Origin of the sequence: Stieleria varia (assembly GCF_038443385.1) — a bacterium.
Lineage (GTDB): Bacteria > Planctomycetota > Planctomycetia > Pirellulales > Pirellulaceae > Stieleria > Stieleria varia.
Map to the genome: position 1 here is coordinate 5,904,073 of NZ_CP151726.1, position 26,098 is coordinate 5,930,170.

The window sequence follows — 26,098 nt, forward strand, 5'->3', positions numbered from 1 at the left end:
CATCCCGCTGGCATTCATTCTGTGTTTCGGTGTCGCGTCACAATCATCCGCGGAGACGTACATACCGGGGCAAAAGACCGGCAAAACATTCGCAAGCTTCGTCAAGCCGTTTCTAACGAGCCATTGTGTCGATTGTCACGGTGACTCGGATCCCGAAGGCGGGCTTTCGCTTCACGATCTCGGCCCCGTCGATGAAATCAACGCGGGGATTTGGAGAAGCGTTTGGGCGCAGGTTGCATTGAAAGAGATGCCGCCGGAGGACGCGGAGGAACTGGAGGTTGTGCCACGCCTGCAGTTGACCGATTGGATCGTCGACGAGCTGACCAGGGTGATGCAAGACAAAGGCGGATTCCGGGACCACTTGGACCCCAACAAAGGCAACTTCGTCGATCACGAATTGCTCTTTGGTCCGCTTCCTGAGGAAATCAAACTGGTGCCGACGTCCTCACCCGCTCGGATCTGGCGAGTGACACCGCAGGAACATATCACGCGGCTGAATGAGTTGATCAATAGCGAGCCCGAGTTCGACCCCGCCAAGCCAGGTCTGCGAACACGAGGCGATGTCGTCCCCACCAACCACGGCGGTGAACTGAAGCTCTACTTTGGCGTCGACCGCATCATCCAGTGGCAAGGCGGAACGGTCGCCTATGCCACCTCCGTAAAAAGCGTCCCAGCCGTGTTGTCGTCGGCACGCAACCATGGCCTGGAAAACTACCCGGATTTCTACACGGTCAACGGTGCCGAAGCGACCCAGATCATGGGCGTTGCCTCCGACATCATTCGCTACATGGCGTACGGCCCGCTCAGCATCGCACAGCCGTACCAAATCACAGACGATCCGAAGTCCATCGCAGACAAGATGAAAGGTGACTTACGTGGCTTGCCAACAAGTCTTGTCTACAGCACCAAAGTCGTTCGTCCGCTGACGCCGGTGTACGACCTGATGAGCCAAGAAGGTTTTGATAACGATCGCCTGCGCGCCGCGGTGGATTATCTCTTTGAAGCGTTGACGTTCCGACCGCCGAATCAGAACGAGTCAGACGGCTACCTGACCATTGTCAAACAGTCCATCGACAAACTCGGCAAAGAGGACGGTGCAGTTCTTGGCCTGTCCGCCATCTTTCTCGATCGCGACGCCCTGTTCCGTCCGGAATTGGTCAAAAATGGCAAGCCGGATGAGCATGGCCGCGTCATGATGAAAGATTGGGAACTGGGATTGGCCGTCAATCATGCGCTGCGTTACATCAAACCTGATGAAACATTGCGGCAAGCCATCATCGGTGGCCGCATGCAAACACGGGACGATGTCAGACGGGAAGTGGAGCGGATGCTGGCCGATGACAGTATCCGCAAACCGCGTGTGCTACGCTTCTTCCGAGACTTCTTTGACTACGACCTTGGCGGCTATATCTGCAAGGACAATCGGGCATTGGCGGAAACGGGCGTCAGCAATCGGGGTACGGATCACTACCGCGCGATGTTCGATGCAACGGCGAGTACCGATCGGCTGATCGAGCTGATCCTGCAAGAAGACACAGACGTCTTGAAGCAACTGCTGACCACCGACAAGGTCGTGGCCACTCCGAGCGACAAGGTTTACTTTGGCAAGCAGCGAACCGCAGAGGAAAAGGCCGCGGCACAGCGGGAGGCAAAGAAACAGGCAGCCGAGAAAGCGGAGAGGGAAACAGCGGAGTTGGCTGCAGCGAAACAGGAACTCGCCGAACTGCAGGCGTTTATCGAAGCGAACTCGGGGGAGGAGAAGTCGAAACGCAAGGAGTTGGCGGAAAAGAAGCGGGCGGTCGCTGCCGCCGAGAAAAAGCTGGATGCCGCCACCAAAGGAAAGCGAGGCGGCAATGAAAACTTCAGTGTTGCCACGGCCGACCTCAATGGGCCGCCCATTTTTGCTCGCGTCAGTCATCGCAGCTTCGGTGCCGGATCAATGAAGCCCGAGCGAATTCTGGCCACAGCGCCGGCGGACCAGCGGTTGGGCATTTTGACCCATCCCAGTTGGCTCGTTTCGCATTCTGATGCGATGGACAATCATGCCATTCGACGTGGACGTTGGATACGCGAACGTTTACTCGGTGGCGGAATTCCCGATGTCCCGATCACGGTGGACGCCATGCTGCCCGACGAGCCAAAGAACACGCTTCGGGAACGCATGCGAGTGACAAGAGAAACGTATTGCTGGACGTGCCACCAAAAAATGGACCCATTGGGACTGCCCTTTGAAATGTTCAACCACGCAGGATTGTTTCGTGAGACGGAACTTGGCAAGCCGGTCGACACCTCAGGCGAAGTCATCAACTCGGGCGATTCCAGACTTGATGGTGAAGTCGACAACGCAATCGATTTGATCAAGCGGCTCGCCGAAAGCGAGCGTGTTGAACAAGTTTTCGTCCGACACGCTTTCCGTTTCTGGATGGGGCGCAACGAAACGCTTAACGATGCCCCGGCCTTGCAAGCCGCCTACCGAGCCTACAAGGACAACGGCGGTAGCATGAACGCGTTGATCACATCACTGCTCACGTCCGATGCATTCCTGTATCGGACGGAGCAGGACTGAGAGCGATCGAGTCCCTGCGATCGCATGAAGTGATCATTCGGACTCGAACTAGTTCTCGTCGCTGCACCGTTTCTCGACTTCCTACTGTTCTGGGTATTGACCCAGGGGATGGCAATTTTTCGAGTGTCCGTTCTTGGCGGCGTATTTCTTGGGACAATACTTCTGCGCGATCGTTCCCCGGTACGGTGTTCTCGCGGCCAGGATTGGAATCGTGGCGCCGCTCGCTGCCATTGTTGAGATGAGAGAATGCGGAAGTTCGCCCAACGGAAGGTTTTAACGACACCGCCCTAAACGAAGCCAATGATGTCTGAACTAAGGAAGATTCTACCACCGGAGGGCAGCTTGGACAAACGAAAGCGGTGTGCCGAAGGCCTAACGCAAAAACCATGTTAGGCGACCGTAACGCTACCGGCCACGCCAATATCCGGGACGGCGCTTTGCATGGGCCACTGCAATGACAACGATACGATCATCGTTAACGCGAAAAACGATTTGAAACGGAAACTTGATGACACTACAGGATTGGTGTCGATCGTCAATGCTGACGAACCGCTTGGGATCGTCCATGATTGACGCAACCGCTACATCAACTGCCACCAAAAAGTTGCGTGCAGCTCTCGAACTTCGTTCGGCGTACCATTCGGCGGACTCGGAAAGTTCAATTGTCGCATCAGGGTGAAAATCAACCTGCATCGCCAATACCGTGTTTCTCAAACAATCGGGCGCGAATCGTTGACCAGCTTTCTGTTTCGACAGTTCCAGCGTCAATCTCATTGCTGCGGCGATCGATCTCAGCAAGCCACTCAGGTGAAAGACGTGGTGGATGGTCGTCGGGAACCGACGAGGCCAAGTCGTCGATCAGTCGAAGACGATCGTCAATTGGCAGTTGCGTAGCGCTTGCAAGAATGTCTTGGTATTGAGACATAGCTAGGTCGCCTAACGGGTTTTGGGGCGACACCCCCTATCAATAGTGGGGTGTCGGGGAGGATTTGATTGCTTTTAGATTAGCGGGTTTTGGGGCTTGGGGAAAGATTTGTTGTCAGGTGGCAGCTGGTAGATGGGCCTGTATGGAGATTGAGAGGCCTCTCTTGATGGCAACGCACAGCGTGAGAAGTCGACCGCTGTGGGGATGGCCGACGGGGGCTGCGGGGGGAAAGAAGCTTGATTGCTTGCGACGAGACTCAGGCGATCTCGAAGGCGGCTGGGCTACTCGCGTGGATAGCGACTCAAGACGTGGGCGGTGATGCGGGCGGAAAGCATCTCATAGAAGCCCGCTTCGTGGACGCGATCGGACTGGGCTTTGGGTAGTTTTGCGAGTTCCGGTTTCCACTGCTCGATCGGTGGCAGTTGGATTGTGACGTATACCAGGGCGAGATTGGGCTGTTCAAATTTGGGGTGTGGGGCTGTGGCGCTCCGCAAGTTTCTGTCACGTCCCTCGGGTCCCTCGGGCGTAGCTGAAAGGGAACAGTTGCGAAGCACGGCACAAGGCGTCTGGCTTGTGCTTGGGCGGATGGTGGTGTTCGTTTTCGACTTGGAAAGTCGAACGACAATCATCGCTCGACTTCCCAAGTCGATAGCGTGCCCCGCCACGCGTTTTGCCGTTCCCAATCATTGACTCGCGCAGACAGGCCTCCTCCTCGCATTCGCCTCAGCGGCTAACCGCGACCTCCCCCAAGTTCCTTGGGGGAGGTGACAGTGGACAAGAAACAGCTCAAAGAAAAACGTCGAAACATCAAGTCAACGCCAAATTTTGATCAGCCCAGTGGTCGAGTCCATGCGATCGCGCTGGCGCGATCATTTGGACTCTACTAGTTTGAGTTCCAGCTCAATGCTTTCGCCGGCAACAACCTGGATTTCCTTCGGCTCCAATACCAATGCCTCGGGTTTCTTTCCGTTGCGACGCTTGGGACGTTCAAAGCTGACGTCGCCAGGACCCGCCTGAACGAACTCATGCTTCAGGCGATGGGTTCCCGTAGCAGCGCCGGGCTGGCCGGGCAAATAGTACGCCGTGAACTTTCCTTCTGCGTCGGTCCTTGCCAAGGACGGGCGACCTTCGATCGGAATCAGCTCGATGCTGACATTCGGTACAGGTTTTCCGTCGGATAGCACCACACCAGTGACTTGTCCCAGCGAAGGACCACCAGGACCGCAGCCGACAAAGGTGGTCAGCGCAGTCGCCAAAGCGACCGAAGTGAAGACAGCTTTTTCTTTCGTCATGATCAATACTCCTTGTCTATGACCCAGTGGTCGGCGCGGCCGTTCAAGGCCGGAAAAACGTTTACAAAGTCGACGCTGTCGGTGATGAATCGAACCGAGCCATCTCCATAGAGAAACTGAACACCACCGACATGCTGAGATCGAAAACCATTGTGCAAGGTCGTTTCCCACTCTTGCGTGTAGTTTCCTGAATAGAGGCTGTTGTTGGGAAAGCGTGGGACCGTCACATTGGCCGTTTGCCCCCACCAAGGCGCGGCCCCCCATTCAAAGAACATTCTGTTGGACGACCACATGCCGCCGTTGCCGCGACCGGGGCGTGCGTCATACCGCTTGCGATCAAAGTCGTACATGTAGGCGCCGTGTTCTCCCACGGCAATCGTGTTGCTCAAACCATCCAGCACACTTGCGAAGGTACGTCTGGTGAACCTGTTGTTCCGCATGGAAAAAAAGCCGTCATCCTGAAGCCATCCGTATCCGGTCCATGTCGCGGTCCCGTTGTAGTAACGATCCCAGTTGAATTCTGTGTCTCCAGGGTCGTAGTAGTATCCGACAGAACCAACGTAATCCGGGATCTGAACGCTGTACGTCGCGGGAGCGTTGGAATCCCAAGCGCGCGTCGCATTGCTGGCGTTCTGGATTCGCTCCTTCGGCATTGCACTTGATGGACAATAGTAAGAAGGCACACGGGATTCCGACATGACTTTCCAATTCTTGTTTGGCAGTCCGGATGCGTTGGTGTCGCTGAAGTCAGTCCCGGAGTAGTCGAGCTTTTCAGCAACCGCAGTTTGTTCCAACTGAGGCAAGATCGTTACCAGCCAAGAAGGACACGCTGGCGGAGTCGGGCCACTCGTCGATGTCGTATCGGGTGAACCCAGGTTGCCCGGTATTTGACGGAACGCATCGTGGTAGTTGTGAACCGCAATGCCGATTTGTTTCAAGTTGTTCGAGCACGACATGCGTCGCGCGGCTTCTCGCGCAGCCTGTACCGCGGGCAGCAGCAAGCCGACCAAGATACCAATGATTGCGATCACAACGAGCAGTTCCACGAGTGTGAAAGCGCGCTCGCCTGCGTAACGCTTTCTCGTGTCGGAAATCGAAGGGACGGATCCTCTCGAAGAAGTGGACATCAAGCTTTCCTGTTGATGGGGTGAGTCTTTCTCGTCGCCAACCGAACCGGCGACCTGGATGCCGGCTAAGCGAATGCGGTGCCAAAACACATGGCTGTGAAATGAGCGTTGACGCAGAGAAACTTGCGTCGATGCTTCATTGGGGAAAGATCAAGCACCAACGTTTATGGCAGCGAACGTCCGCTCCACCCTTAAGCTCGAGTGAACTTGAGTTCGAATGAAAAAAGATTTGCGTTCCAGCGATCGCTGATCCGTTTGATTCGCCTATCGCCTGTACGAGTGTGCACAAAAAACAGGCAAGCATTTCCTGTCCACTGACACGTCACTCACTGACACGACACTCAACGAACCTGGGGAGATGACAGTGACAAGAAACGGATCGCCGACATCATTTGCCCTGTCGCCCTGGGCTTTCATACTCGGCCCTTTCGGGACACGGGGCCAACAGATCTAGGCGGATGGCGAGTCAGGTCGCCGCAGGCTCGCGACTGCGGCAATCATGGTGCCTTTAGCAGGCTAGAAGGGTTTTACGTGGGGTTCCTCGCTGCTTGCCGTTGCTAGTTCTGCTTTGCTGTGTAATATTTCCGGCTTGAAACGCCAATGCTGACGAATTTCTGCGGGCACGGAAGCGAATTCTTGATTGAAAGTCGCTTCTGATTTGAGTCTGCTCTTGCTAACAACGCTTGTTGTTCGCGATAGAGCCACTCGCTCGCTGTTCTTCAGTCCTGCACACTGCCCGCTTCGGTACCATCCCTTGCGGGCTTTGGCTCAAAATGACTTTGTGAAAATAATCACAAAGTCATGAAGGGCTTCGCAGTGGGCGGCAATGCATTCCGTGCCGGTCGCACGGTTGAATTGAGATTCGTGCGGACGGGCAGGCCGTGGATGAGCGGTTTTGCGAACGAATAGACAACGCGAGGCGAGTGATTCATCGAAATGATTACGATCAAAGAAGGCTTGGACCTGCCGATTTTGGGGAACCCTGAGCAACATGTTCAGGTTGCCAAGCCCGTCACGCGAGTGGCCTTGCTCGGCGATGACTACATCGGCATGAAGCCCACGATGTTGGTTCAGGTGGGTGATCGCGTGAAGCTTGGGCAGCCGTTGTTCACGGACAAGAAAACCGAGGGCGTGATTTTTACGTCGCCCGCTGCTGGAATGGTTGCCGAGATCAATCGTGGTGCCAAGCGAAAATTCGAGTCGATCGTGATCGACGTCGATCAGAATCCGGGCGATGACGATGTGGTGGTTTTCGATCAAGCCGCAGGAGCTGACCCGCTGGCACTTGGCCGCGAGGGGGTTCAAAACGTGCTGGTCGAAAGTGGTCTTTGGACAGCGATTCGCACGCGGCCCTACGGTCGTGTCCCGGCACTAGGCTCGGTCCCTCACTCGATCTTTGTCCAAGCGATCGACACGAATCCGCTGGCGGCGGACCCTGTCGTCGCGATGGCTGATCGCAAGGATCAGTTCACACTCGGCCTGAGTTGTTTGACTCAGCTCACCGATGGCAAAGTCCACGTGTGCAAGGCTGCTGGTGCTGAGATCCCTGGCTCGGGTGTCGCTGGTGTGACGGTCACTGAGTTTGCCGGCCCTCATCCCGCTGGATTACCCGGCACACACATTCACATGCTGGATCCGGTTGGACCTGGCAAGGTGGTTTGGTACATCAACTATCAAGACGTGATCGCAATCGGAGCATTGCTCAGCAGTGGCAAGCTCGATGTGCGACGCGTGATTTCGCTCGCCGGTCCGGTGGTCAAGCAACCGCGTTTGCTGGAGACTCGCCTGGGCGCGGATGTTTCTCATTTGGTGGACGGCGAGATCGATGGTGATGTCAAAGTGCGTCAGATTTCCGGTTCTGTGTTGCACGGCCGAACCGCGGCCGGTTTCCATACTTACTTGGGACGCTACCACAATCAAATTTCGGTTCTGGCGGAAGGCGACGAGCGAGAGTTCCTGGGCTGGCAGAAACCCGGCTTTGACAAGTTCTCCGTAACACGTGTGTTCGCTTCGGCGATGTTGCCCAACGCCAAGTTTGCTTTCACGACCAGCACCGGCGGCAGCGAGCGTGCGATGGTTCCACTGGGAACTTATGAGAAAGTCATGCCGCTGGATATCTTGCCGACTCAACTGCTGCGGTCGTTGATCGTTCGCGACACTGACCAAGCCCAAATGCTGGGTGTTTTGGAATTGGAAGAAGAAGATTTGGGACTGTGCACCTTCGTCTGTCCCGGAAAGTACGAATACGGATCATTGCTGCGTGAAAACCTGACAACGATCGAGCGTGAAGGTTAAATCGAGCGTGAAGGATAAACGGAACGGACCATTTTTTCCCTGCGAAAGCTCATCGAAAGGCTCTCCCAGAAAGCTTAAATCATGAAACTACTTCGAAACGCGTTGGACAAAGTCCATCCCTTGTTCAGCAAGGGTGGCATTTTGGAAAAGGCGTATCCCATGTACGAAGCGTTGGACACGTTTTTGTACACGCCCGGGGAAGTCGCCCACGGCACCACCCACGTCCGAGACAACATCGACCTGAAACGGATGATGATCACGGTGGTGATGGCGCTCGTTCCGGTCACGCTCTTTGGAATGTGGAACGTGGGCTATCAAGCCAACACGGCCATCGCCCAAGCGGCGTCGGTAGGCATGGGATACACCGGCGATTGGCACTACACGATTCACCACTTCATGGGTTTTACCAACGACCCAGGAAACATTGCCGATTGCTTTACCCTTGGCCTGATCCACTTCCTGCCGATTTACATCGTCTGCATGTTTGTCGGAGGTCACGTCGAGCTGGTCTTTAGTGTGCTGCGAGGCCACGAGATCAACGAAGGATTCCTGGTCACGGGGCTATTGTTTCCGCTGACGTTGCCTCCCTCGATCCCACTTTGGCAAGTCGCCGTGGGGATCACGTTCGGGGTGATTGTCGCGAAAGAGGTCTTCGGAGGCACGGGACGAAACTTCCTGAACGTCGCTCTAACCAGTCGAGCTTTCCTGTACTTCTCCCACGCCGGTGAAATCAGCGGCGACAAAGTGTGGACGGCAGCGGACGGTTTCAGCGGTGCGACCGCTTTAGGTCAAATGGCCAGCCCACCGAACCCGGATGCGGTTGCCGCCGATGGCATCACCGCCGCACTGACTTCGGTCAACTATTCGCTCGGTGCCGGCGACCAACCTGCTCGCTGGACCGACAGCATCACTTGGATGGATGCCTTCCTGGGCAATGTCCAGGGTTGCATCGGAGAGACGAGCACATTGCTGTGCATCGTGGGCGCGGCCATCTTGATCATGACCGGGATCGGTTCCTGGAGGATCATGGCCGCTGTGATCGGCGGCGTGATTGGGACATCAATCTTCCTCAACCTCGTCAACGTCGGCACCAACCCGATGATGGGATTGCCGTTTTACTGGCACTTGGTCATCGGTGGCTTGGCGTTCGGATTGGTTTTCATGGCGACAGACCCGGTCAGCGCTTCGATGACAGAGACGGGAAAATGGTGGTACGGCGGGTTGATCGGATTCATGACCGTGCTGATCCGCTGCCTCAATCCCGCGTTCCCCGAAGGCATCATGTTGGCGATCTTGTTCGGCAACGTGTTCGCACCACTGATTGATTACTTCGTCGTCTATTTCAACGTTCGCCGGAGGATGGCACGCTATGCAACAACGTGATTCCCTGGGCTACACCATCATGGTCGCCGCCGTTCTGTGCGTCGTGTGCAGTCTGTTTGTGAGTGCGGCCGCGGTGGGCTTGAAGAGCAAGCAAGAAGCCAACAAGGTCTTGGACCGCAAGAAAAACATTTTGGACGCCGCTGGACTTTCCACCGGTGAATTTGGAAAGGTCGCCAACGAACTGTCCGTCGAACAGATTGATCTGCTGTACAAACGCGTCAGTGAAGGTCTGGTGGACCTGCAAACCGGTGAGTACGTCACCGACAGAAACGTGGCAGAATATGATCCCCGTGAAGCAGTCAACAAAAAGGAAACCAGCATCGAACTGATCAATCCTGAGTTCGATCCAGGCGTCAAGAAACGTGAGACGATCGCCAAAGTCTACTTCGTCACGCCTCCCGATGCTGACAAGTTTGACCAGATTGTGCTGCCGGTCTACGGCAAAGGGCTCTGGTCGACGCTGTACGGTTACCTGGCTCTCAAGAGTGACTTCAACACCATTCAGGGCCTGACGTTTTACGAGCATGCCGAGACGCCCGGACTGGGCGGCGAGGTCGACAACCCAAAATGGAAAGAGCTCTGGGAAGGTAAGAAACTCTACGGTGAAGACGGCAAACCGAAGGTGGAGGTCGTCAAAGGCTCTGCACCCAGCGGCAACAGTTACGCCGTCGATGGACTCTCCGGAGCAACCATCACCAGTCGTGGCGTCACTAACCTGATCCGATACTGGGCGAGCGATGACGGATACGGTCCGTTTCTGGACAAACTGGCCGAGAACCCTGTAGGACCACCAGCCCAAGAGGCAGGAGAGTAAACATGGCAGACGCAAAAATCAAAGACGTCTTGGTCGATCCTTTGATCGACAACAACCCCATCGCTTTGCAGATCCTCGGGATCTGCTCCGCGTTGGCTGTGACGACCAAAATGGAAACGTCACTCGTGATGGCGATTGCCGTGCTGGCCGTGACCGCCTGCAGCAACTTTGCCGTCAGTGCCATTCGACAATACATCCCGTCAAGCATTCGGATCATCGTTCAGATGACCGTCATTGCTTCGCTCGTCATCGTCGTCGACCAGATTCTCAAAGCGTATTTGTTCGACATCAGCAAGCAACTCAGCGTGTTCGTCGGACTGATCATCACCAACTGTATCGTGATGGGACGTGCCGAAGGATTCGCGATGAAGAATGGCCCCGTGGTCAGCTTCTTTGACGGGGTCGGAAATGGACTCGGATACGGTCTCGTGCTGGTATTCGTCGCCTTTTTCCGTGAGCTGTTCGGTAGCGGCAAAGTGATGGGTCACACCGTCATGGAGCTGACTCGTGACGGCGGATGGTACAACCCAAATAACTTGATGCTCCTGCCTCCCAGCGCGTTCTTCCTGATCGGATTCATGATCTGGATCATCCGCGCTGCGAAGCCTGAACAGATTGAGGAGGCCTAGAGAGATGAGCGAGATCATTGAAACCCACTTCAGCATTTTCCTCAAAGCCGTCTTTGTAGAGAATCTTGCGCTCGCATTCTTTCTCGGAATGTGCACGTTCTTGGCATTGAGCAAGAACGTCAAGATCGCTCTCGGACTCGGCTTGGCGGTGATTGTTATCGAAGCCATCACGGTTCCGGCGAACCAGCTCGTCTACGATTTGCTGCTGAAAAAAGGAGCCCTCGAGTGGGTGAACTCCAGCGGGATGGTTTCCGTCGAAACGAGAGACTTCTCACAAGTTGACCTATCGTTCTTGGGATTCATCAGTTTCATCGGTCTGATCGCCGCGATGGTGCAGATCCTTGAGATGGTGCTCGATAAGTTCTTCCCGCCGCTCTACAACGCGTTGGGAATCTTCTTGCCGCTGATCACCGTGAACTGCGCCATCTTGGGTGCATCACTTTTCATGCAAGAACGCAACTACACCTTCGGGGAATCTTGCACTTACGGACTCGGTTGCGGTATCGGTTGGGCCTTGGCAATCGCCGCGTTGGCCGGCATTCGCGAAAAGATGAAATACAGCGATGTTCCGCCACCCCTTCGTGGTTTAGGTATCACGTTCATTACGGTTGGACTGATGGCTCTGGCCTTCATGTCCTTCAGCGGAATCCAACTGTAGCGGCAGTCATAGCGACAATGGGTTGCAGCAGGCAGGAGTTGCTTGCTGCATCTGAAAGACAAAACTTAAACACTTAATTTCACTCGACAGCGAGTCATCGACTGATGGAAATTTTCCTCGGCGTATTCATGTTCACGGTAGTGGTGGTTGCACTGGTGCTCGTGATTCTTGCCGCCAAGAAAGGCTTGGTCGCCTCTGGGCCGGTCAAGATCATGATCAACAACCAGAAAGAAATCGAAGTCCCGGCAGGCGGCAAGCTGCTTGGTGCTTTGGCCGACGCCGGCGTATTCGTCTCCAGTGCCTGCGGTGGCGGCGGAACATGCGCCCAGTGCAAGGTGCACGTCCAATCCGGTGGTGGAGAGATCCTGGCGACCGAAAAGAACCACATCACAAAGAAGCACGCTGCTGAAGGCGAACGGCTCAGTTGCCAAGTCGCTGTCAAGCAAGACATGGTCGTCGAAGTGCCACCGGAAGCTTTCGATACCAAGAAGTGGGAGTGCACGGTCCGAAGCAATCATAATGTTGCCACGTTCATCAAAGAATTCGTGCTGGAACTCCCCGAAGGCGAAGAAGTTGACTTCCGAGCAGGCGGCTACATCCAAATCGAATGTGACCCACACGTCATTCACTACAAAGATTTTGACATTGAAGAAGAGTACCACGAGGACTGGGACAAGTACAACATTTGGAAGTATGTCTCTGACGTCAAGGAACCCGTCGTTCGAGCGTACTCGATGGCAAACTATCCCGGCGAAAAGGGCATCATCATGCTCAACATCCGGGTCGCCACGCCACCGCCTCGAAACGACACCGTGCCTCCGGGCAAGATGAGCAGTTGGATCTTTAGCCTCAAACCAGGCGACAAAGCAACCATCAGCGGCCCCTACGGTGAGTTCTTTATCAAAGACACCGACGCTGAAATGGTTTACATCGGCGGTGGTGCCGGCATGGCTCCCCTGCGAAGTCACATCTTTGAGCTATTCAAGCGTCGCAAAACCAATCGCAAAGTCAGTTACTGGTACGGCGGACGTAGCTTGCGGGAACTGTTCTACATAGATCACTTCCGGGATATTGAAAAAGACTTTCCGAATTTCCAATTCAACATCGCGCTTTCCGATCCGTTGCCCGAAGACAACTGGGACGGTTACAAAGGGTTCATCCACCAAGTCCTGCTCGACAACTACCTCAGCACGCACCCAGCTCCCGAGGACATCGAGTACTACATCTGTGGACCGCCGATGATGAACCAAGCTGTCTTCCGTATGCTGGATGATCTCGGTGTTGAGCCAGAAAACATCGCGTACGACGATTTCGGCGGCTGATTTTTTCCAGCATCTCCACGCCCAAGCCTGTCTGCAGACAATGAATTCGCACATGCACAGCCGAACCGCCCGCATTCTCAGCCGGTGGTTCGGCTGCGTTCTTTTCTACACCCTCGCACTTGGTGCCCTCAACGGATCATCGGTTGCGGCACAAGAAGCGACTCAGCCTGAGACTCCGGCAGAAACTCAAACCACAGCGCCCGAAAGTCAGTTGCGAGAGTTTCGCGGCGCGACCATGGGCACCAGCTACATGGTCAAGATCTTCGGGCACGCGGACGTACCCGACGATGAGATTCGCTTTTCCGTCGACGCGGAACTGAGACGCGTCAACGACCAGATGTCGACCTATCTGCGGTCCTCCGAGATCAGCAAGTTCAACGTCTCAGACTCGACCGACTGGTTTCCAGTCAGCCAAGACTTCGCCGACGTCGTTGATTTTGCTCAAGCGGTTTCTGCCAAGACCGATGGTGCTTTTGATGTCACCGTTGGCCCATTGGTCAACGCCTGGAGTTTCGGTCCCGCCGAGCGCACGGGCACACCCCCGACGTCTGATGAAATCGCATCGCTGATGAAATCGATCGGCTACCAGAAACTGTCTGTCCGCTTGGATCCACCCGCGTTGAAGAAAAACATTGCATCGCTCCAAGTCGACCTGTCGGCGATCGCGAAAGGACACGGCGTGGACCGTGTGGCAAGAATTCTGGAGGAGAAAGGCATCCATGATTTCTTTGTTGAGATCGGTGGGGAAGTTCGTACCAGTGGCTCTAAGGACGCAGACGTATGGCAAGTCGGCATCCAGCTACCCGACAGCGTTCGCGAAACACCGATGCTGGCTCATGCGATGAGCACCGACGAGGGCGCTGATGAATCGATGGCCACATCTGGAGACTACCGAAACTATTACGAAGTCGATGGAAAACGGATTTCACACACGATCGATCCTCGGACCGGACAGCCCATCGAACATTCCCTGGCATCGGTGACCGTGATTGCTGATAGTTGCATGGCCGCTGATGCTTGGGCGACCGCGTTGAACGTAGTCGGGCAACAGTCCGGCATGAAGCTTGCCAAACAGGAGGGACTGAGCACGCTGCTCATCGCTCGTACAGAGAACGGATTTGAAATGACCGGAACCGGGTCACTAGCTCAGTACGTTCCTCAGGTCCAATCAGATTCGGGTTCGGGGTCTCCGCAGCAGCCCCCGCAACAAACCATGCTGCAAAGCATTCTGCCGATCGCCGCGTTGACCTTTGTCGTCTTCAGCATCGTATTGATCGCAATGGCCGTGGGCGTGCTGTTCGGTGGCAAGTCCATCAGCGGTTCGTGTGGCGGACTGGCCAACAAGACCGATGAGAATGGCGCGACCAGTTGTTCCTTGTGCAGCAATCCATCGGACGCCTGCAAAGAACTGCGCGAAAAGATGCAGTCCAAATCCGAGGCCTCAAACACATAGCCGCGTCGCTCCGAGACGCGAGAGCGACTCGTTCAAAGTGTTTTGGCGAGTGGGTCTAAAAAGCAAACAGCGCAAGTCAACGTTCGCAACAGGCAAAACGCTCGACAGGACACGCTATCGACTTGGAAAGTCGAGCGACAATTGTCGTTCGACTTTCCAAGTCGAAAACGAACACCACCATCCGCCCCCACACACACGATACGCATTGTGCCGACTTGCGCATCAGTCTGACCTGCATCTAGTGATCCGTTACAGCAAATTCTTAGGGTAGCGAAACTCGTCAAGAGTTTCGGCAGTAGTTGCAGATCACCGAAAGTCACGCACGACTCTCGCTACGGCCTCAACACAGCATTAAGTAGTAACAGACCACTGGCGGATGATTCACGCTGGCTCACGATAGTCATCGCAACACGTATGCGTGGAACGACTTGCGAAAATTGGCGCGAAAACAGACTGCGCATATCAGCCGCCACGCGATAGCGTCCGGTTCTTACGCCTTTCTTCGGGAACCGGACGCTATCGCGTTGCGGCTGATGAATAGTCCGGGCTAGGTTCCGTTTCTACCTGAGGGTTGTCCCTCGTTTCAGCTGCGCTTGCCGCTGATTCATCTCACGGCGGGTTCTGCGTCCTACCGTTACGCAACAGAACTTCGCTTGATTGCGCTCCCATAGCGCAACGGCCGATCCGCAAAGAGAATGAATACACGGGCTGACCAGAATGAGTAAAGAAAAAAACGGCGACAACAAGCTACGCAACTTCCTCTACGAAAACTCGATTTTTCTAGTCTTGGGTTCAGTCGTCGCGCTGATATGGGCCAATCTGGATGCCTCCTGGGGACACACCTCCTACAGTCACTTCGTCCACTTTGATCTCCACGCGTTGATTGGGGGCGGGCACGACTCAACCGACGGGCACCATGGCGGCTTTACCGTCCATTTCCTCGTCAATGACATTCTGATGGCACTGTTTTTTGCCATCGCGGCCAAGGAGGTTTGGGAAGCGATCTTGCCGGGCGGATCACTTTCCAACCTTCGCAAAGCCGCGACTCCACTGATCGGAACGTTGGGAGGAGTGATCGGCCCGGCAGCGATTTACCTGATCGGGGCACTGGCGTTCGGCCAGTTTCGAGAGCTGGGCGACGGATGGGCGATTCCCTGTGCAACAGACATTGCATTCAGTTACCTGATTGCGAAGCTCATTTTCGGTACGGGGCACCCCGCAATTTCATTCTTACTGTTGTTGGCAATCGCTGATGACGCGATCGGCCTAGCGATCCTTGCCGTTTTCTATCCGATGGCTGAAACTCAATTTGTCTGGTTACTGCTAACCGCAGTAGCCGTCGGTATCGGATTGACGATGAAGCGATATGACGTGAAGAGTTTCTGGTGGTACCTGATGATCCCCGGCGTGATGAGTTGGTTCTCCTTTTACATGGCAGGGATCCACGCCGCATTGGGGCTCGTGCCGATCATTCCAACACTTCCTCACGCCCTCAAAGACACGGGACTGTTTGCCGATGATGAAGGTCACAGTGACGCACTGAATGAATTTGAGCATTGGTGGAAGAATCCTGTCGAGTTGATTCTCGGCTTGTTCGCGTTGGTCAATGCAGGCGTCGTCCTGTCATCATTTGGAACGGGAACATGGCTGGTCACGATGGGACTCTTCCTGGGCAAGCCGCTTGGGATCACGCTCTTCACTTTGGCTGCGATGAAGTTCTTAAGTTTGGAACTCCCCAGCGGCATGAATGTCCGACACGTCATCGTCATGGGATGTGTTGCAAGCCTTGGATTCACAGTCGCTCTGTTTGTCTCAACGGCCGCCTTCCCAACGCCAGGCCCCATTCAAGACTCAGTCAAAATGGGAGCTCTGCTCAGCTTCTTGGCTCCAATCACTGCATTCGGCTCCGCGATCTTGCTGGGAATTCGCCCAGTGGTCTTCGGTCCGAAAAAGGCCAAGAGCGCTTTCGGGCAATCCAAAGTCGGCGCAACGCACTGATCTCCCAATTGCAAAACTCGCAAGTGCACATGCACTTGCGTTCGATCACCATTCAATCCGAAAGAAACATGCTCAACTCAATCAATCAACCCCGAATTCGAGAGTCCATCGATACACGTCAAAAAGCATTGGCGGTTAACCTGGACCCACGCTATTACGGCACGTTTGCTGAAATTGGGGCCGGCCAGGAGGTCGTCCGTTGGTTCTTTCGCGTCGGCGGTGGTGCCGGAACGATTGCAAAAAGCATGTCGGCCTACGACATGGCCGTCAGCGATGCCATCTACGGCAAAGCATCCCGCTATGTGTGCCGTGAGCGATTGGAGGCGATGCTCGACTATGAGCACAAACTGAATCTCGACCGTCTTCGTGACGTTCGCGGCGACACCACCGCATTCTTTGCATTCGCGGACACCGTTTCGGCACGTAATTTCCGTGGAACCAACGAATGTCATGGGTGGATGGGAATCAAATTCCAGACGCACCCACGCGATCAAGACAGCCAGATCATATTGCATGTACGGATGCTGGATGTCGAAGCCGCGTTGCAACAGGAAGCCCTTGGAATTGTCGGCGTCAACTTGGTCCACGGCGCATTTGCACTTCATCACGAACCTGAGGAGCTGATCGCATCCCTGTTGGACGGTCTTTCCACCTCTCGAATCGAAATCGACATGATCGAGTTCTCGGGAATTGCGTTCCGCAATGTGGATAGTCGATTGATGAGTCTCAAACTCGTCGAACTGGGGCTTTCGGGCGCCGCCATGTTCGCAAGCGATGGAACCGTACTGCAGCCCTCTGAGTTCTTTTACAAAAAACCCATCTTGGTGGAACGAGGAAGCTTTCGTCCAGTCTGCAAAGTCAATATGGATATGCTGCGCTGCGCTAACGATGCGTTCTCAGAGGTGCCGGGCAACGCAGGAAAGCAGATCGTCCAAGTCATGGAATTGACCATGAGCAATCTTAGGACAGACGGAAAAATCGATCTTCGTGACTTTTTGGCCCGCGCCGACGTCCTGTCCGCCTGTGGCATGCCGGTTCTGATCTCGGACTATTTCGAATACTATCGGCTCGCAGACTATCTGTCGCGTTACACCAATCAGAACATCGCGATCACGATGGGCGCAGGCAGTCTGGTTCAACTCTTTGATGAAAAGTACTACGCCGAACTGGAAGGCGGAATTCTAGAGGCCTTTGGCAGGCTCTTTAAAAACGGACTGAGAATTTACTGTTATCCACTGCTGGATCGAGAATCCGGGGAGCTTGTCACAGTCGACAACCTAGCAATCGATCCCAAATTGCAACAGCTCTACGGCTACTTGCAGGACCGTGGCGTGATCAATGGACTCTGCGGGATCGACGAATCCTGCCTTGAAATCTTTTCTCGTGACGTATTGCAGAGGATCAAGGAGGGTGACAGGAGATGGGAAACGATGGTTCCTGATGCCGTCGCCGAGATCATCAAAACAAAACGCTATTTCGGATATCGGCCTCAGGAGGACGGCGCCAACCCCATGGTACCTCAGGGAATCGGTCTAGGCAGTTCGGCGTCTAGCTCTGCCATGCTCACCTCCTGACGATCACTCAGTCCTCTCCTACTTCCATACTCCCATACGCTGTTAGATGTCTGACGAACAAACCCTGCTCTCAAAACGACGTTCAAACACACATCCTGCTGGGACTGCGACGGTTGAAACCGCTCTCTGCATCGGTGCAATCATAGTCATTGCGCTGATCGGATATCGGCACTTTGGCCTTGCGATGAACCAGCAATTCTCCAGCATCGGCTCCCAGATGCAGAGTGACTCAGTTGCAGGTGTATCGAGTGCGACAAAGGAGTCACTGCCCCGAGGTCAAAGACAAACGCACTTCATCGTCGATCCGATCTACGAAAACTTGGCATTATGCGCCCTGTTTGTGGCACTTGTTTCGATGACGCTGCTGCAATTCCGCCGGTTGATAGCCAAGAAACGGGATGAAGAAACGGAGAAGCGTGTCGCACCATCGGTATTGGTGCAACGAACACCGGCCTTGCAAAAGGTGCTCGCCAAACGAAATGAAATTCTGACGCGATTGGAAGGTACGTGGGAGGCCGTCCTGCAGGGCCACGCGATGGTCGAGACGTACATGTCTCGTGACATCTTTTCCGTTGATCCCGATACTCCCAAGGAAGTCGCGTTGGAGAAGCTGAAAGAGCAGGGATTCCGTCGGTGCATGGTCACCGACGCCGAGGGCCACTTGAAAGGCGTTGTCAGTCTCAAAGACATCGCGTGCAAACCGGGGGAGAAAGTATCCGATGTGATGACGAACAAACCTCGTGTCGCAACTCCAACGATGGAAGTCCACATTGCCTTGACAGTCTTGTTGGAGAATCGGATTTCTTGTCTACCTGTTGTCAAGAATGGGTTGCTGGTGGGTGTTGTTTCGACCTCCGACCTGCTGATGGTCTTGCAATGTCTACTTCTGGAAATCAGTTTGCATCGCAGCGACGTCTCTGGTACGTCGAATGATCGCCCTGCTCCACCAGTTGCTCCAAACACTCCCCAACTATCCACATCCGCATAGTAGGGATGTCCCCCATTTGATCGCTTCAGAGCAGTTTCGAACCGTTTTCACTAGTGGTGTCCTAGATTTCGGCAATGTGACAACAAACCGGGCAAAAGAGTTCGTCGCAACATGATAACGGCATCAAACCAGCGATAAGTTTTACAAACATGAACCAATACGTCCAAGAAATCCTTCAAAACGATCGAATTCCGTCACCACCCTCCGTCGCCATCCGATTGCTTGACTTGGTGTCGCAGCCGGACGTCAACGTTGACGAGCTGACCAAGGTGCTCAGTGCTGATCCGCGTCTGTCCGCCAGATTGATTGCTTATTGCAACTCACCCATGGTGGGGTCAAAGCGAAAGATCGCAAGTGTCCCACAAGCAGTGATGGTGCTTGGCCTACGCACGCTTCGACTTCTGTCGTTATCTTTCTCGTTGATGGACACTCAAAGCAAGTCAGATTTTGACTTCGATGATTTCTGGCGATCGTCGCTGGCCACTGCCGTTGCAGCAAAATGTCTCGGACGTCGCAGTGGACAAAGCGGCGACGAAGAGTTCTTGCTGGGACTCGTATTGAATATCGGTATGGTCGGAATGGGAGTGACATCCCCACAAAAACTAACTGAATTGCTTGCCGACGGTAAAGCGATGTCCGAGATCACGATCGAAATGGAAAACTCAGTCTTCGGGACCAATCGCTTCGAAGTCGGCGGAAAACTTCTTGAGAAATGGAACTTCCCATCCGCCATGGCTCAAACGATCGGTGATTTCAATCCAGAACAACTGAATCCAGAATCAACCCGACTTGCCCTCGGCCAAACGCTTGCCGCACTGCTCTTGTCGACGGATGTCAGTGAAGCCCAGTTGGCCCAGGCAAAAACTGACGCGCTGACGCTCGCCCAAATCGACGATGTCGGATTCCGTGAGCTTTTTGACGAGATGGTCGCACAATGGACCGGTTACGAGAGCCTGTTCAATTTCGACTCGATCGCATACGGCTCTCTACAAGAGTTGGAGGAGCGTGCCAAAGACTCGATGATGAAGATCTCGCTTGGTATGGACTCCGAAATTCAGCGGATGACCATTGAGAGAAAAGAGTTGGAGGAAAGGGTGATGATCGACGTTCTAACAAATCTCAAGAATCGTGCAGCGTACAATATCGAAGTCTCGGCGGCGTTCGAGCATCACCGTCGAAATCAGATGTCCATCGGAGTCGTCGTGATCGATATCGATCACTTCAAATCTGTCAACGATACCTACGGCCACGCTGCTGGTGATGACGTATTGAGGGCCGTCGGCAGATGTCTGGCCACCAACTGTCGAAAAGGCGACTCCGTGTACCGATACGGCGGGGAAGAGTTTGTCGCCGTCATTCACAACTGCGAATTTAATTCGATCAAAGCCGTTGCCAATCGATTCCTCACCGCGATTCAAGATCTGCAGATCGAAACCGACGTACATAGTTTGAAAATCACCGCAAGCTCGGGCGCATGCTGGGCGGACAAAGCCAATGTCCAATCGGTAGAGACGCTCTTCAATCATGCAGACAAGCTTCTGTACAAGGCAAAGGTCAACGGTCGCAATCAAATGTTCATCGACGATGTAACCACTCTGTCGGCGGCGACCTAGCCCGGATTATTCACGCGACTCAATACGGTCATCGCAATACGTTTGCACGAAACGACTTGCGCGGATTGGCACGAAAACAGTCTGCGCATATCAGCCGCCACGCGATAGCGTCCGGTTCTTGCACCTATACTCGGGAACCGGACGCTATCGCGTGCCGGCTGATGAATAATCCGCGCCTAGTGCCAAGATCGCGAGTTGAGCTTTGATACCAGCACGGAGCGCAAGCGAGTGATTCACGGCGTTTTGTTCACTCGCTTGCGCCTCGTGCTGGTATTTGCATCGATTCCAATCAAGGTCAATTCAAAATCGCAGCATTAGGAAAAAAGCGTTTCTCAGTCGTCTGCAGATCGTGACGAGATCAGGCACTCTTGCCGACTCGATTGACGATATTAAGAATCTCCGCCACCGCATGGTACAGCGAGAATGGGATGGCGGATCCGACATCGGTGTTCGCATAGAGAAACCGTGCGACCGGCTTTCGCTCGATCACCGCAACACCGTTTTGCTTCGCCACTTCAATGATCTTCTTGGCGAGGAAATCAGCACCTTTGGCAACAACGATGGGTGTTTCCATGGTCTCCCGGTCGTAACTGATGGCCACGGCATAGTGCGTCGGGTTGGTGATCACCACCGTTGCCTTGGGAACGTCCGCCAGCATGCGTTTGCGACTCATCTCTGCTTGAATCCGGCGAACCCGAGCTTTCATCAGCGGATCACCTTCCTGATCCTTGTTCTCGTCCTTGATGTCTTGGCGGCTCATCATGATTTCCTGCAGATGTTTCCACTTTTGATATCCAAGATCGATGATTCCGACGGCAAGCAGCAGCGCAGCGACTCCAGTCGCCGCATAGAGCAACACTTCGGCCATCACGCAAATCATTTCGCGAAAGCTACCGTAGCTTGACAACGCAATCATGGTCATCTTTGATCTCGCGATCCAAAGAATGATCACCAGGATCATCGTCGCCTTCAGAATGGAAAGAGCGCCGCGGACCAGCGACTTACTCGAAAAAATGCGGCCAAACCCTGCGGTTACGCTCAACTTGCCCCAGTTCAGGCCCAACGGCTTGAGGCTAAGGTTGAACTGAGTCTGCATCAACCCGCATAACAGCGCAACGACACCAATCGGAACGACAAAACCCAGGCAAGCCAAACCCACGATCTTGGAGTCCGTGATCACCCCAGCCACCATCAATCGTGGCTCGACGATCACGGCTTCAAAATCGCTAAGGCGATGCGCCATGGACGCCATCAGGGTCTCAAAGAACGAGCGTCCAAAACCCCAAATCAAGGCAACAGCCGTCGCCATCATGATTCCGGCCATCAACTCTGAGCTGAAACCAATCTGACCCTCCTCACGCGATTTTAGCAATCGGTGCGGTGTGGCGTTTTCTGTTTTCTGATCCCGATCTTGCGTGTCAGCCATGGAACAGTTGCATCAGTAGATCTTCGATATTCTCACGCACACGTCCCATGTGCGTGTTCGCTGCGGCCAGAAACACGGGACAAAAGACGGCCAAGCAGAGAACGCCCAGCCCTGATCGCATGGACATGCCGACCGAAAACAAGTTCAGTGCCGGTGCGGCGCGGTTGAGCGCTGCCAGGATGAGTGTCATCAGCATCGAGAGTATCAGTACCGGACCGGCAATCAGCAGCCCTTCACCACAGACATTGCTCAGCAGCGATACTAATGACTCTGTCGGTATCGCGTTGAGCCCTGTATCGGTTGAAAGACGATTGAATGAAACATGCAGGACCAAAATAATGAAATGGTGAACGTTGCCGACGAAGAAAAGGAGGACGGCAAACGTTTCAAACAGTCGCGAAACCAACGTCGATCCGTCTTGGCTGCCAGGATCGCTGATCGACGCGAGCGAAAGCCCTAGTTCTTGCCCCACGTAAGAGCCGGCAACCTTGGCAGGCCAGAAAAAGAGGCCCATCGCGATCGCTAAGGCAACTCCGATGCTTGCTTCTTTGAAAGTGAGAAACGAAAGACTCCAGACGCTCAAGCTATCGACACCATCTGCGGGCAAGCTGTGCACCTCCACCTCGCCGATCCAAAAGATCGCCAATGCAGCCGACAAACCAACCTTCACGAGATTGGGGAGCTGTTTCTGGCTGAACAAGGGAAAGAACGCGATAAACGCCGAGACCCGCGCCAGCACCAGCATGAACGCTACGAGAGTTTCGGGGGCAATCATCTAAGGAATTCGATCATGTTTGCGAATACATTGAGCGTGTAGTTTTGCAGCGTGGTCAGATACCAATTGGCCATCAGCATCATCACAAATGCTACCGCGACAATCCGCGGCGCAAACGACAACGTCTGTTCTTGAACGCTCGTGACCGTCTGGCCGATGCTTACGACCAAGCCGATCACGAGACTGACACCAACAACCGGGGCGCACAACAGCAGTGCCATCAAGAAGAAATCTTGTCCCAGAGCGACAACGTCTACCAGTTCCATCGTGTTCTCCTATTTCTTGCTCGGTCGGCTGGAAAGCGAATCAATGAGTTGATCGACAAGCACCGGGTCGCTCATTGCGCCCAGGATCTTGGATTTTTGCCGATCGGGCATCTTGTCAAGTAGTGACGCCGCAAACTCAAGCTTGCCGTTGTTTGCAAATTCCTTGAGGTAGTCGGCTGCCTGTTCCGCTTCCAGACCGGCAAACCAGCTCTTGACGTCGTTGACTTTGTTGTCCAGATCCTCCTGCTTGGACTGTGGGTCCTCACCCGCAGCCTTCTCCATCGCTTTCAATTCAGCTCTCTTATCTTCCAAGTCAGCCAACTGAGACTCGATGGTGCCACTCAAACGCTGCAACAGCTCCACCTTCGCGTCAATGCCTTCGCTGAATGCCCGAAGCTCCTCCTGCTCTGTCTGTAGGTCGTTGAGCAGTAAGGCGACTCGATTCTCGTCTTTCGCGACCCGCTGTTCTCGCTGAACCAACTGCTGTTCCATTCGCCGAATGGAATCACTCATCTGCACGACAGCTTCCACCGAGACCGCTTCCTCGGGCCGAAACGAAACCGGTACAGCTTGAACATCCAACTTGCTTTCGTCCTCGGTTGTCGCTGCTGCTGGATCACCGTCGACCAGCTTGGTTTCATCGACATCTGACTTCTTTAGCAGATAGTTTGAAACACCCAGTGAGAGGCCAAACAGACCGATGCATGTGATGGCTGCCGCAATGATGGTTTTCATAGATCAGTTTCCCTTGCGTGCTTGCAAATACCGGTCATCCGCCTCAGCCGATTGTATGCGTTCGTGTGCGATGTCAATGTCCACGCGCAGTCGATCGATGAAGGTCTCCAAGCCACGAACTTTGGACTTTTGCTGGATCACTCTCGCCAACACTTCGTCACGAACCTCAATAGCTTTATCGACATCCTGTCCGATCGCAGCGAGGCGTTCTTGCAGTTGTACCCCGAAACACATCAGTTGCTGCAGCTCGGTGATGGAGGGTTGAGTGTGCAACAGCGTCAGGTCACGAATCTGCTTCTCCAGAGAGTCCTGTTCGCTGCGAATGCGTTGCAGGGCAGATTCTGCAAACGAAAGCTCGGCCGATGTAGCATCGAGCGTATTCTGTTCGAGGGAACGAAGCCGCTGTACCTGCCTGAGTTTCTCGCGTAGTGCACTCACTGGACGGCTCCGATAAATTGATTCAGAGCCGAGAGTTGTTGGATGGTTGTGGTGAAGTCACTTGCGTTGTTGAGCGGTTGTTGCAGAAAGCGATTGACTGCAGGAATCTTTTCTACGGCTTGATCCGATGCAGGGACAATGCCTCTCTTGTAGGCACCGATCTGGATGAGATCGTTGACGTCTCGAAAGCGAGCCATGATTTTTCGAGCGTTGGTGACATGGTTTTGATGCTCTTTGGATGTCACTTCGTTGAACAATCGGCTAACACTTGCCAACACATCGATCGCCGGATAGTGGTTTTGGTGAGCGAGATCTCGACTCAACACGATATGGCCATCCAGGATTGATCGCGCGGAATCCGCAACTGGATCATTCATGTCGTCACCGTCAACGAGAACCGTCAAAAGTCCCGTGATGGTGCCTTTGTCACTCGCCCCGAGTTGCTCTAGCAATTGGGCCATCTTCTGAAAAACGCTGGGGGTGTATCCACGTGATGTAGGTGGTTCACCCAACAGGAGCCCCAGTTCTCGTTGTGCATGTGACAGACGTGTCAAACTGTCGAGCATCAAGAGAACGTTCTTACCTTGCTCTCGAAACCATCCTGCGATCACGATAGCTGCTTCGCTGGCACGGATTCTGGCGAGCGGTGGTTCGTCCGAGGTCGATACGATCACGATCGATTTTGCCAATCCTGCAGGTCCTAAACTCTGCTCGATAAAAGGGCGAACCTCTCGTCCCCGCTCACCTATGAGTGCGACGACATTGATATCAGACTCGGCCTGCTTTGCGATCTCGCCCAGAAGCGTGCTTTTTCCAACCCCGCTGCCAGCGAACAGACCGACACGCTGACCTTTTCCCATCGTCAACATCCCGTCGATCGCGCGAATACCCGTCGAAAATGGTTCCACGATGTTTGGACGAGTCAGCGGATCCGGTGACTTGAGCTCCATCGTCGTTCTCGGAATCCCGGTGAGTGGCGGACCACCATCGATCGGCATTCCAAAAGCGTTGACGACTCGTCCCAACATGCCCATACCGACGGGGAACCGCATTCGAGAGCCGGTTGAGACGATCAGATCGTTGCGTCGAAAATGCTGACCGGCCTCGAACGGCATGACCTGAACTAAGTCATCGCTAAAGCCAATCACCTCCGCCAGGACACGACGATCACCTTGAGATTCAATTTGGAGGAGATCGCCAATCCCCGCATCGATCCTCGCGCATATCCGGCCTTCGACGCTCACCAGACGTCCGCAAGTCCGAATCCACTGTGACGCAGGAGGTGTTTGGATCATGGAGAGCCTACGGAGTTGATTTCAAAGACCTCGTGCAGATAGCTGTCAAGCTCTAGCAGAAGCCCGCTGTGATCGGTTTCAACACGCACATCGCCTGCCCCGACGGATTTGTCCGCCAAAACGCTTACCCGCGTTATTTCTTCGTCCCGCACCCAGTCTTGAACAGCGCTTAGGCAGTCAGGAGACACATACACCGTCGCATCAATCTTGGGTGGCAGCGCGTCAACACCCCTCTTGACGTACTGGGTGACACGTTGCTCGATCAGCTCGTCGCTTCCATTGAGTACCGAACGTGCAACCTGAACAGCGGTTTCTAACACTGATTCGTTGAGGGAAATGAGCCTGCTCGCGATCAGTCTTTCCAATTGACTGATTCTTTCGAGGGAAGTCTGCAGTGACTGGAGGACCTCATCGGTTGAAATTGGCTCTGGTGTTTTCTCCACATGCGACACATGGATCTGGAAGCCATCTCGTGAGGTAACGTTCCTGAGCACACGATCCAATGGGATGGAAAAGTGATTCATCT

The 26,098-nt window shown here is 54.3% G+C and carries 24 protein-coding genes; 12 read left to right on the forward strand and 12 right to left on the reverse strand.

Annotation, left to right across the window (positions count from 1 at the left end; all coding sequences use genetic code 11):
* The first annotated feature begins 19 nt into the window (after nt 1-19).
* Complete coding sequence (locus Pla52nx_RS19905; protein WP_146521239.1) at nt 20-2,566, forward strand: DUF1588 domain-containing protein; 2,547 nt, start codon at nt 20-22, stop codon at nt 2,564-2,566.
* A 405-nt stretch (nt 2,567-2,971) separates the two neighbouring features.
* On the opposite strand, the gene Pla52nx_RS32990 is transcribed toward Pla52nx_RS19905, so the two are convergent.
* The 5 genes from Pla52nx_RS32990 to Pla52nx_RS19925 all read right to left on the reverse strand — a co-directional run bounded on the left by Pla52nx_RS32990 (nt 2,972) and on the right by Pla52nx_RS19925 (nt 5,910).
* The gene (locus Pla52nx_RS32990) at nt 2,972-3,340 is read right to left on the reverse strand and encodes a type II toxin-antitoxin system RelE/ParE family toxin (RefSeq protein WP_146520571.1); all 369 of its coding nucleotides are present in this window, start codon (nt 3,338-3,340) and stop codon (nt 2,972-2,974) included.
* The gene (locus tag Pla52nx_RS19910) at nt 3,249-3,491 is read right to left on the reverse strand and encodes an addiction module protein (RefSeq protein WP_146520570.1); all 243 of its coding nucleotides are present in this window, start codon (nt 3,489-3,491) and stop codon (nt 3,249-3,251) included. The genes Pla52nx_RS32990 and Pla52nx_RS19910 overlap by 92 nt, the downstream gene beginning before the upstream one ends.
* 281 nt (nt 3,492-3,772) lie before the next feature.
* Complete coding sequence (locus tag Pla52nx_RS19915; RefSeq protein WP_146520569.1) at nt 3,773-3,985, reverse strand: hypothetical protein; 213 nt, start codon at nt 3,983-3,985, stop codon at nt 3,773-3,775.
* A gap of 375 nt (nt 3,986-4,360) precedes the next feature.
* Nucleotides 4,361-4,783, reverse strand: a complete 423-nt coding sequence (locus tag Pla52nx_RS19920) for a carboxypeptidase-like regulatory domain-containing protein (RefSeq protein WP_146520568.1) — start codon at nt 4,781-4,783, stop codon at nt 4,361-4,363.
* 2 nt (nt 4,784-4,785) lie between these two features.
* Nucleotides 4,786-5,910 (reverse strand): DUF1559 domain-containing protein, encoded by a 1,125-nt coding sequence (locus Pla52nx_RS19925; protein ID WP_146520567.1) that lies wholly within the window; start codon nt 5,908-5,910, stop codon nt 4,786-4,788.
* Nucleotides 5,911-6,846: 936 nt separating this feature from the next.
* On the opposite strand from Pla52nx_RS19925, the gene Pla52nx_RS19930 reads away from it, so the two are divergent.
* The 11 genes from Pla52nx_RS19930 (at nt 6,847) to Pla52nx_RS19980 (ending at nt 20,637) form a co-directional block, all read left to right on the forward strand.
* Complete coding sequence (locus Pla52nx_RS19930; protein ID WP_146520566.1) at nt 6,847-8,205, forward strand: Na(+)-translocating NADH-quinone reductase subunit A; 1,359 nt, start codon at nt 6,847-6,849, stop codon at nt 8,203-8,205.
* A gap of 81 nt (nt 8,206-8,286) precedes the next feature.
* On the forward strand, nt 8,287-9,588 hold the full coding sequence (locus tag Pla52nx_RS19935) for an NADH:ubiquinone reductase (Na(+)-transporting) subunit B (protein WP_146520565.1): 1,302 nt from the start codon (nt 8,287-8,289) through the stop codon (nt 9,586-9,588).
* On the forward strand, nt 9,575-10,402 hold the full coding sequence (locus Pla52nx_RS19940; RefSeq protein WP_146520564.1) for a Na(+)-translocating NADH-quinone reductase subunit C: 828 nt from the start codon (nt 9,575-9,577) through the stop codon (nt 10,400-10,402). Before Pla52nx_RS19935 ends, Pla52nx_RS19940 begins: the two co-directional genes overlap by 14 nt.
* Before the next feature lie 2 nt (nt 10,403-10,404).
* Nucleotides 10,405-11,031: an NADH:ubiquinone reductase (Na(+)-transporting) subunit D gene (locus tag Pla52nx_RS19945; RefSeq protein ID WP_146520563.1), complete on the forward strand. Its 627-nt coding sequence runs from the start codon at nt 10,405-10,407 to the stop codon at nt 11,029-11,031.
* Between the two features lie 4 nt (nt 11,032-11,035).
* A complete protein-coding gene (gene nqrE / locus Pla52nx_RS19950) occupies nt 11,036-11,689 on the forward strand; it encodes an NADH:ubiquinone reductase (Na(+)-transporting) subunit E (protein WP_390620388.1) in 654 nt (217 codons plus the stop codon).
* Nucleotides 11,690-11,793: 104 nt separating this feature from the next.
* Nucleotides 11,794-13,011, forward strand: a complete 1,218-nt coding sequence (gene nqrF / locus Pla52nx_RS19955; RefSeq protein ID WP_146520562.1) for an NADH:ubiquinone reductase (Na(+)-transporting) subunit F — start codon at nt 11,794-11,796, stop codon at nt 13,009-13,011.
* Nucleotides 13,012-13,063: 52 nt separating this feature from the next.
* The gene (locus Pla52nx_RS19960) at nt 13,064-14,464 is read left to right on the forward strand and encodes an FAD:protein FMN transferase (protein WP_231742033.1); all 1,401 of its coding nucleotides are present in this window, start codon (nt 13,064-13,066) and stop codon (nt 14,462-14,464) included.
* A 717-nt stretch (nt 14,465-15,181) separates the two neighbouring features.
* Nucleotides 15,182-16,462 carry a Na+/H+ antiporter NhaA gene (locus Pla52nx_RS19965; protein WP_146520561.1) on the forward strand — a complete coding sequence of 427 codons (1,281 nt, stop codon included), beginning with the start codon at nt 15,182-15,184 and terminating at the stop codon, nt 16,460-16,462.
* A gap of 68 nt (nt 16,463-16,530) precedes the next feature.
* Entirely contained in the window at nt 16,531-18,036 is a 1,506-nt protein-coding gene (locus Pla52nx_RS19970) for a TonB-dependent receptor (protein WP_231742032.1), read from the forward strand.
* A gap of 184 nt (nt 18,037-18,220) precedes the next feature.
* Entirely contained in the window at nt 18,221-19,024 is an 804-nt protein-coding gene (locus tag Pla52nx_RS19975; protein ID WP_231742031.1) for a CBS domain-containing protein, read from the forward strand.
* Between the two features lie 149 nt (nt 19,025-19,173).
* Nucleotides 19,174-20,637 (forward strand): sensor domain-containing diguanylate cyclase, encoded by a 1,464-nt coding sequence (locus Pla52nx_RS19980; RefSeq protein ID WP_146520559.1) that lies wholly within the window; start codon nt 19,174-19,176, stop codon nt 20,635-20,637.
* Nucleotides 20,638-20,995: 358 nt separating this feature from the next.
* Here Pla52nx_RS19980 and Pla52nx_RS19985 read toward each other — a convergent pair whose 3' ends face one another.
* From Pla52nx_RS19985 to Pla52nx_RS20015, 7 genes are read right to left on the reverse strand one after another with little or no spacing between them, the layout of a single operon-like run.
* On the reverse strand, nt 20,996-22,063 hold the full coding sequence (locus tag Pla52nx_RS19985) for an EscU/YscU/HrcU family type III secretion system export apparatus switch protein (RefSeq protein WP_146520558.1): 1,068 nt from the start codon (nt 22,061-22,063) through the stop codon (nt 20,996-20,998).
* On the reverse strand, nt 22,056-22,838 hold the full coding sequence (locus Pla52nx_RS19990; protein ID WP_146520557.1) for a flagellar biosynthetic protein FliR: 783 nt from the start codon (nt 22,836-22,838) through the stop codon (nt 22,056-22,058). Before Pla52nx_RS19990 ends, Pla52nx_RS19985 begins: the two co-directional genes overlap by 8 nt.
* Nucleotides 22,835-23,104, reverse strand: a complete 270-nt coding sequence (locus tag Pla52nx_RS19995; protein ID WP_146520556.1) for a flagellar biosynthetic protein FliQ — start codon at nt 23,102-23,104, stop codon at nt 22,835-22,837. Before Pla52nx_RS19995 ends, Pla52nx_RS19990 begins: the two co-directional genes overlap by 4 nt.
* Nucleotides 23,105-23,113: 9 nt before the next feature.
* Nucleotides 23,114-23,839 carry a hypothetical protein gene (locus Pla52nx_RS20000; protein WP_146520555.1) on the reverse strand — a complete coding sequence of 242 codons (726 nt, stop codon included), beginning with the start codon at nt 23,837-23,839 and terminating at the stop codon, nt 23,114-23,116.
* A gap of 3 nt (nt 23,840-23,842) precedes the next feature.
* Entirely contained in the window at nt 23,843-24,277 is a 435-nt protein-coding gene (locus tag Pla52nx_RS20005) for a hypothetical protein (protein ID WP_146520554.1), read from the reverse strand.
* Nucleotides 24,274-25,572, reverse strand: a complete 1,299-nt coding sequence (locus Pla52nx_RS20010) for a FliI/YscN family ATPase (RefSeq protein WP_146520553.1) — start codon at nt 25,570-25,572, stop codon at nt 24,274-24,276. Before Pla52nx_RS20010 ends, Pla52nx_RS20005 begins: the two co-directional genes overlap by 4 nt.
* The gene (locus Pla52nx_RS20015; protein WP_146520552.1) at nt 25,569-26,096 is read right to left on the reverse strand and encodes a FliH/SctL family protein; all 528 of its coding nucleotides are present in this window, start codon (nt 26,094-26,096) and stop codon (nt 25,569-25,571) included. The genes Pla52nx_RS20010 and Pla52nx_RS20015 overlap by 4 nt, the downstream gene beginning before the upstream one ends.
* Nucleotides 26,097-26,098: the final 2 nt, after the last annotated feature.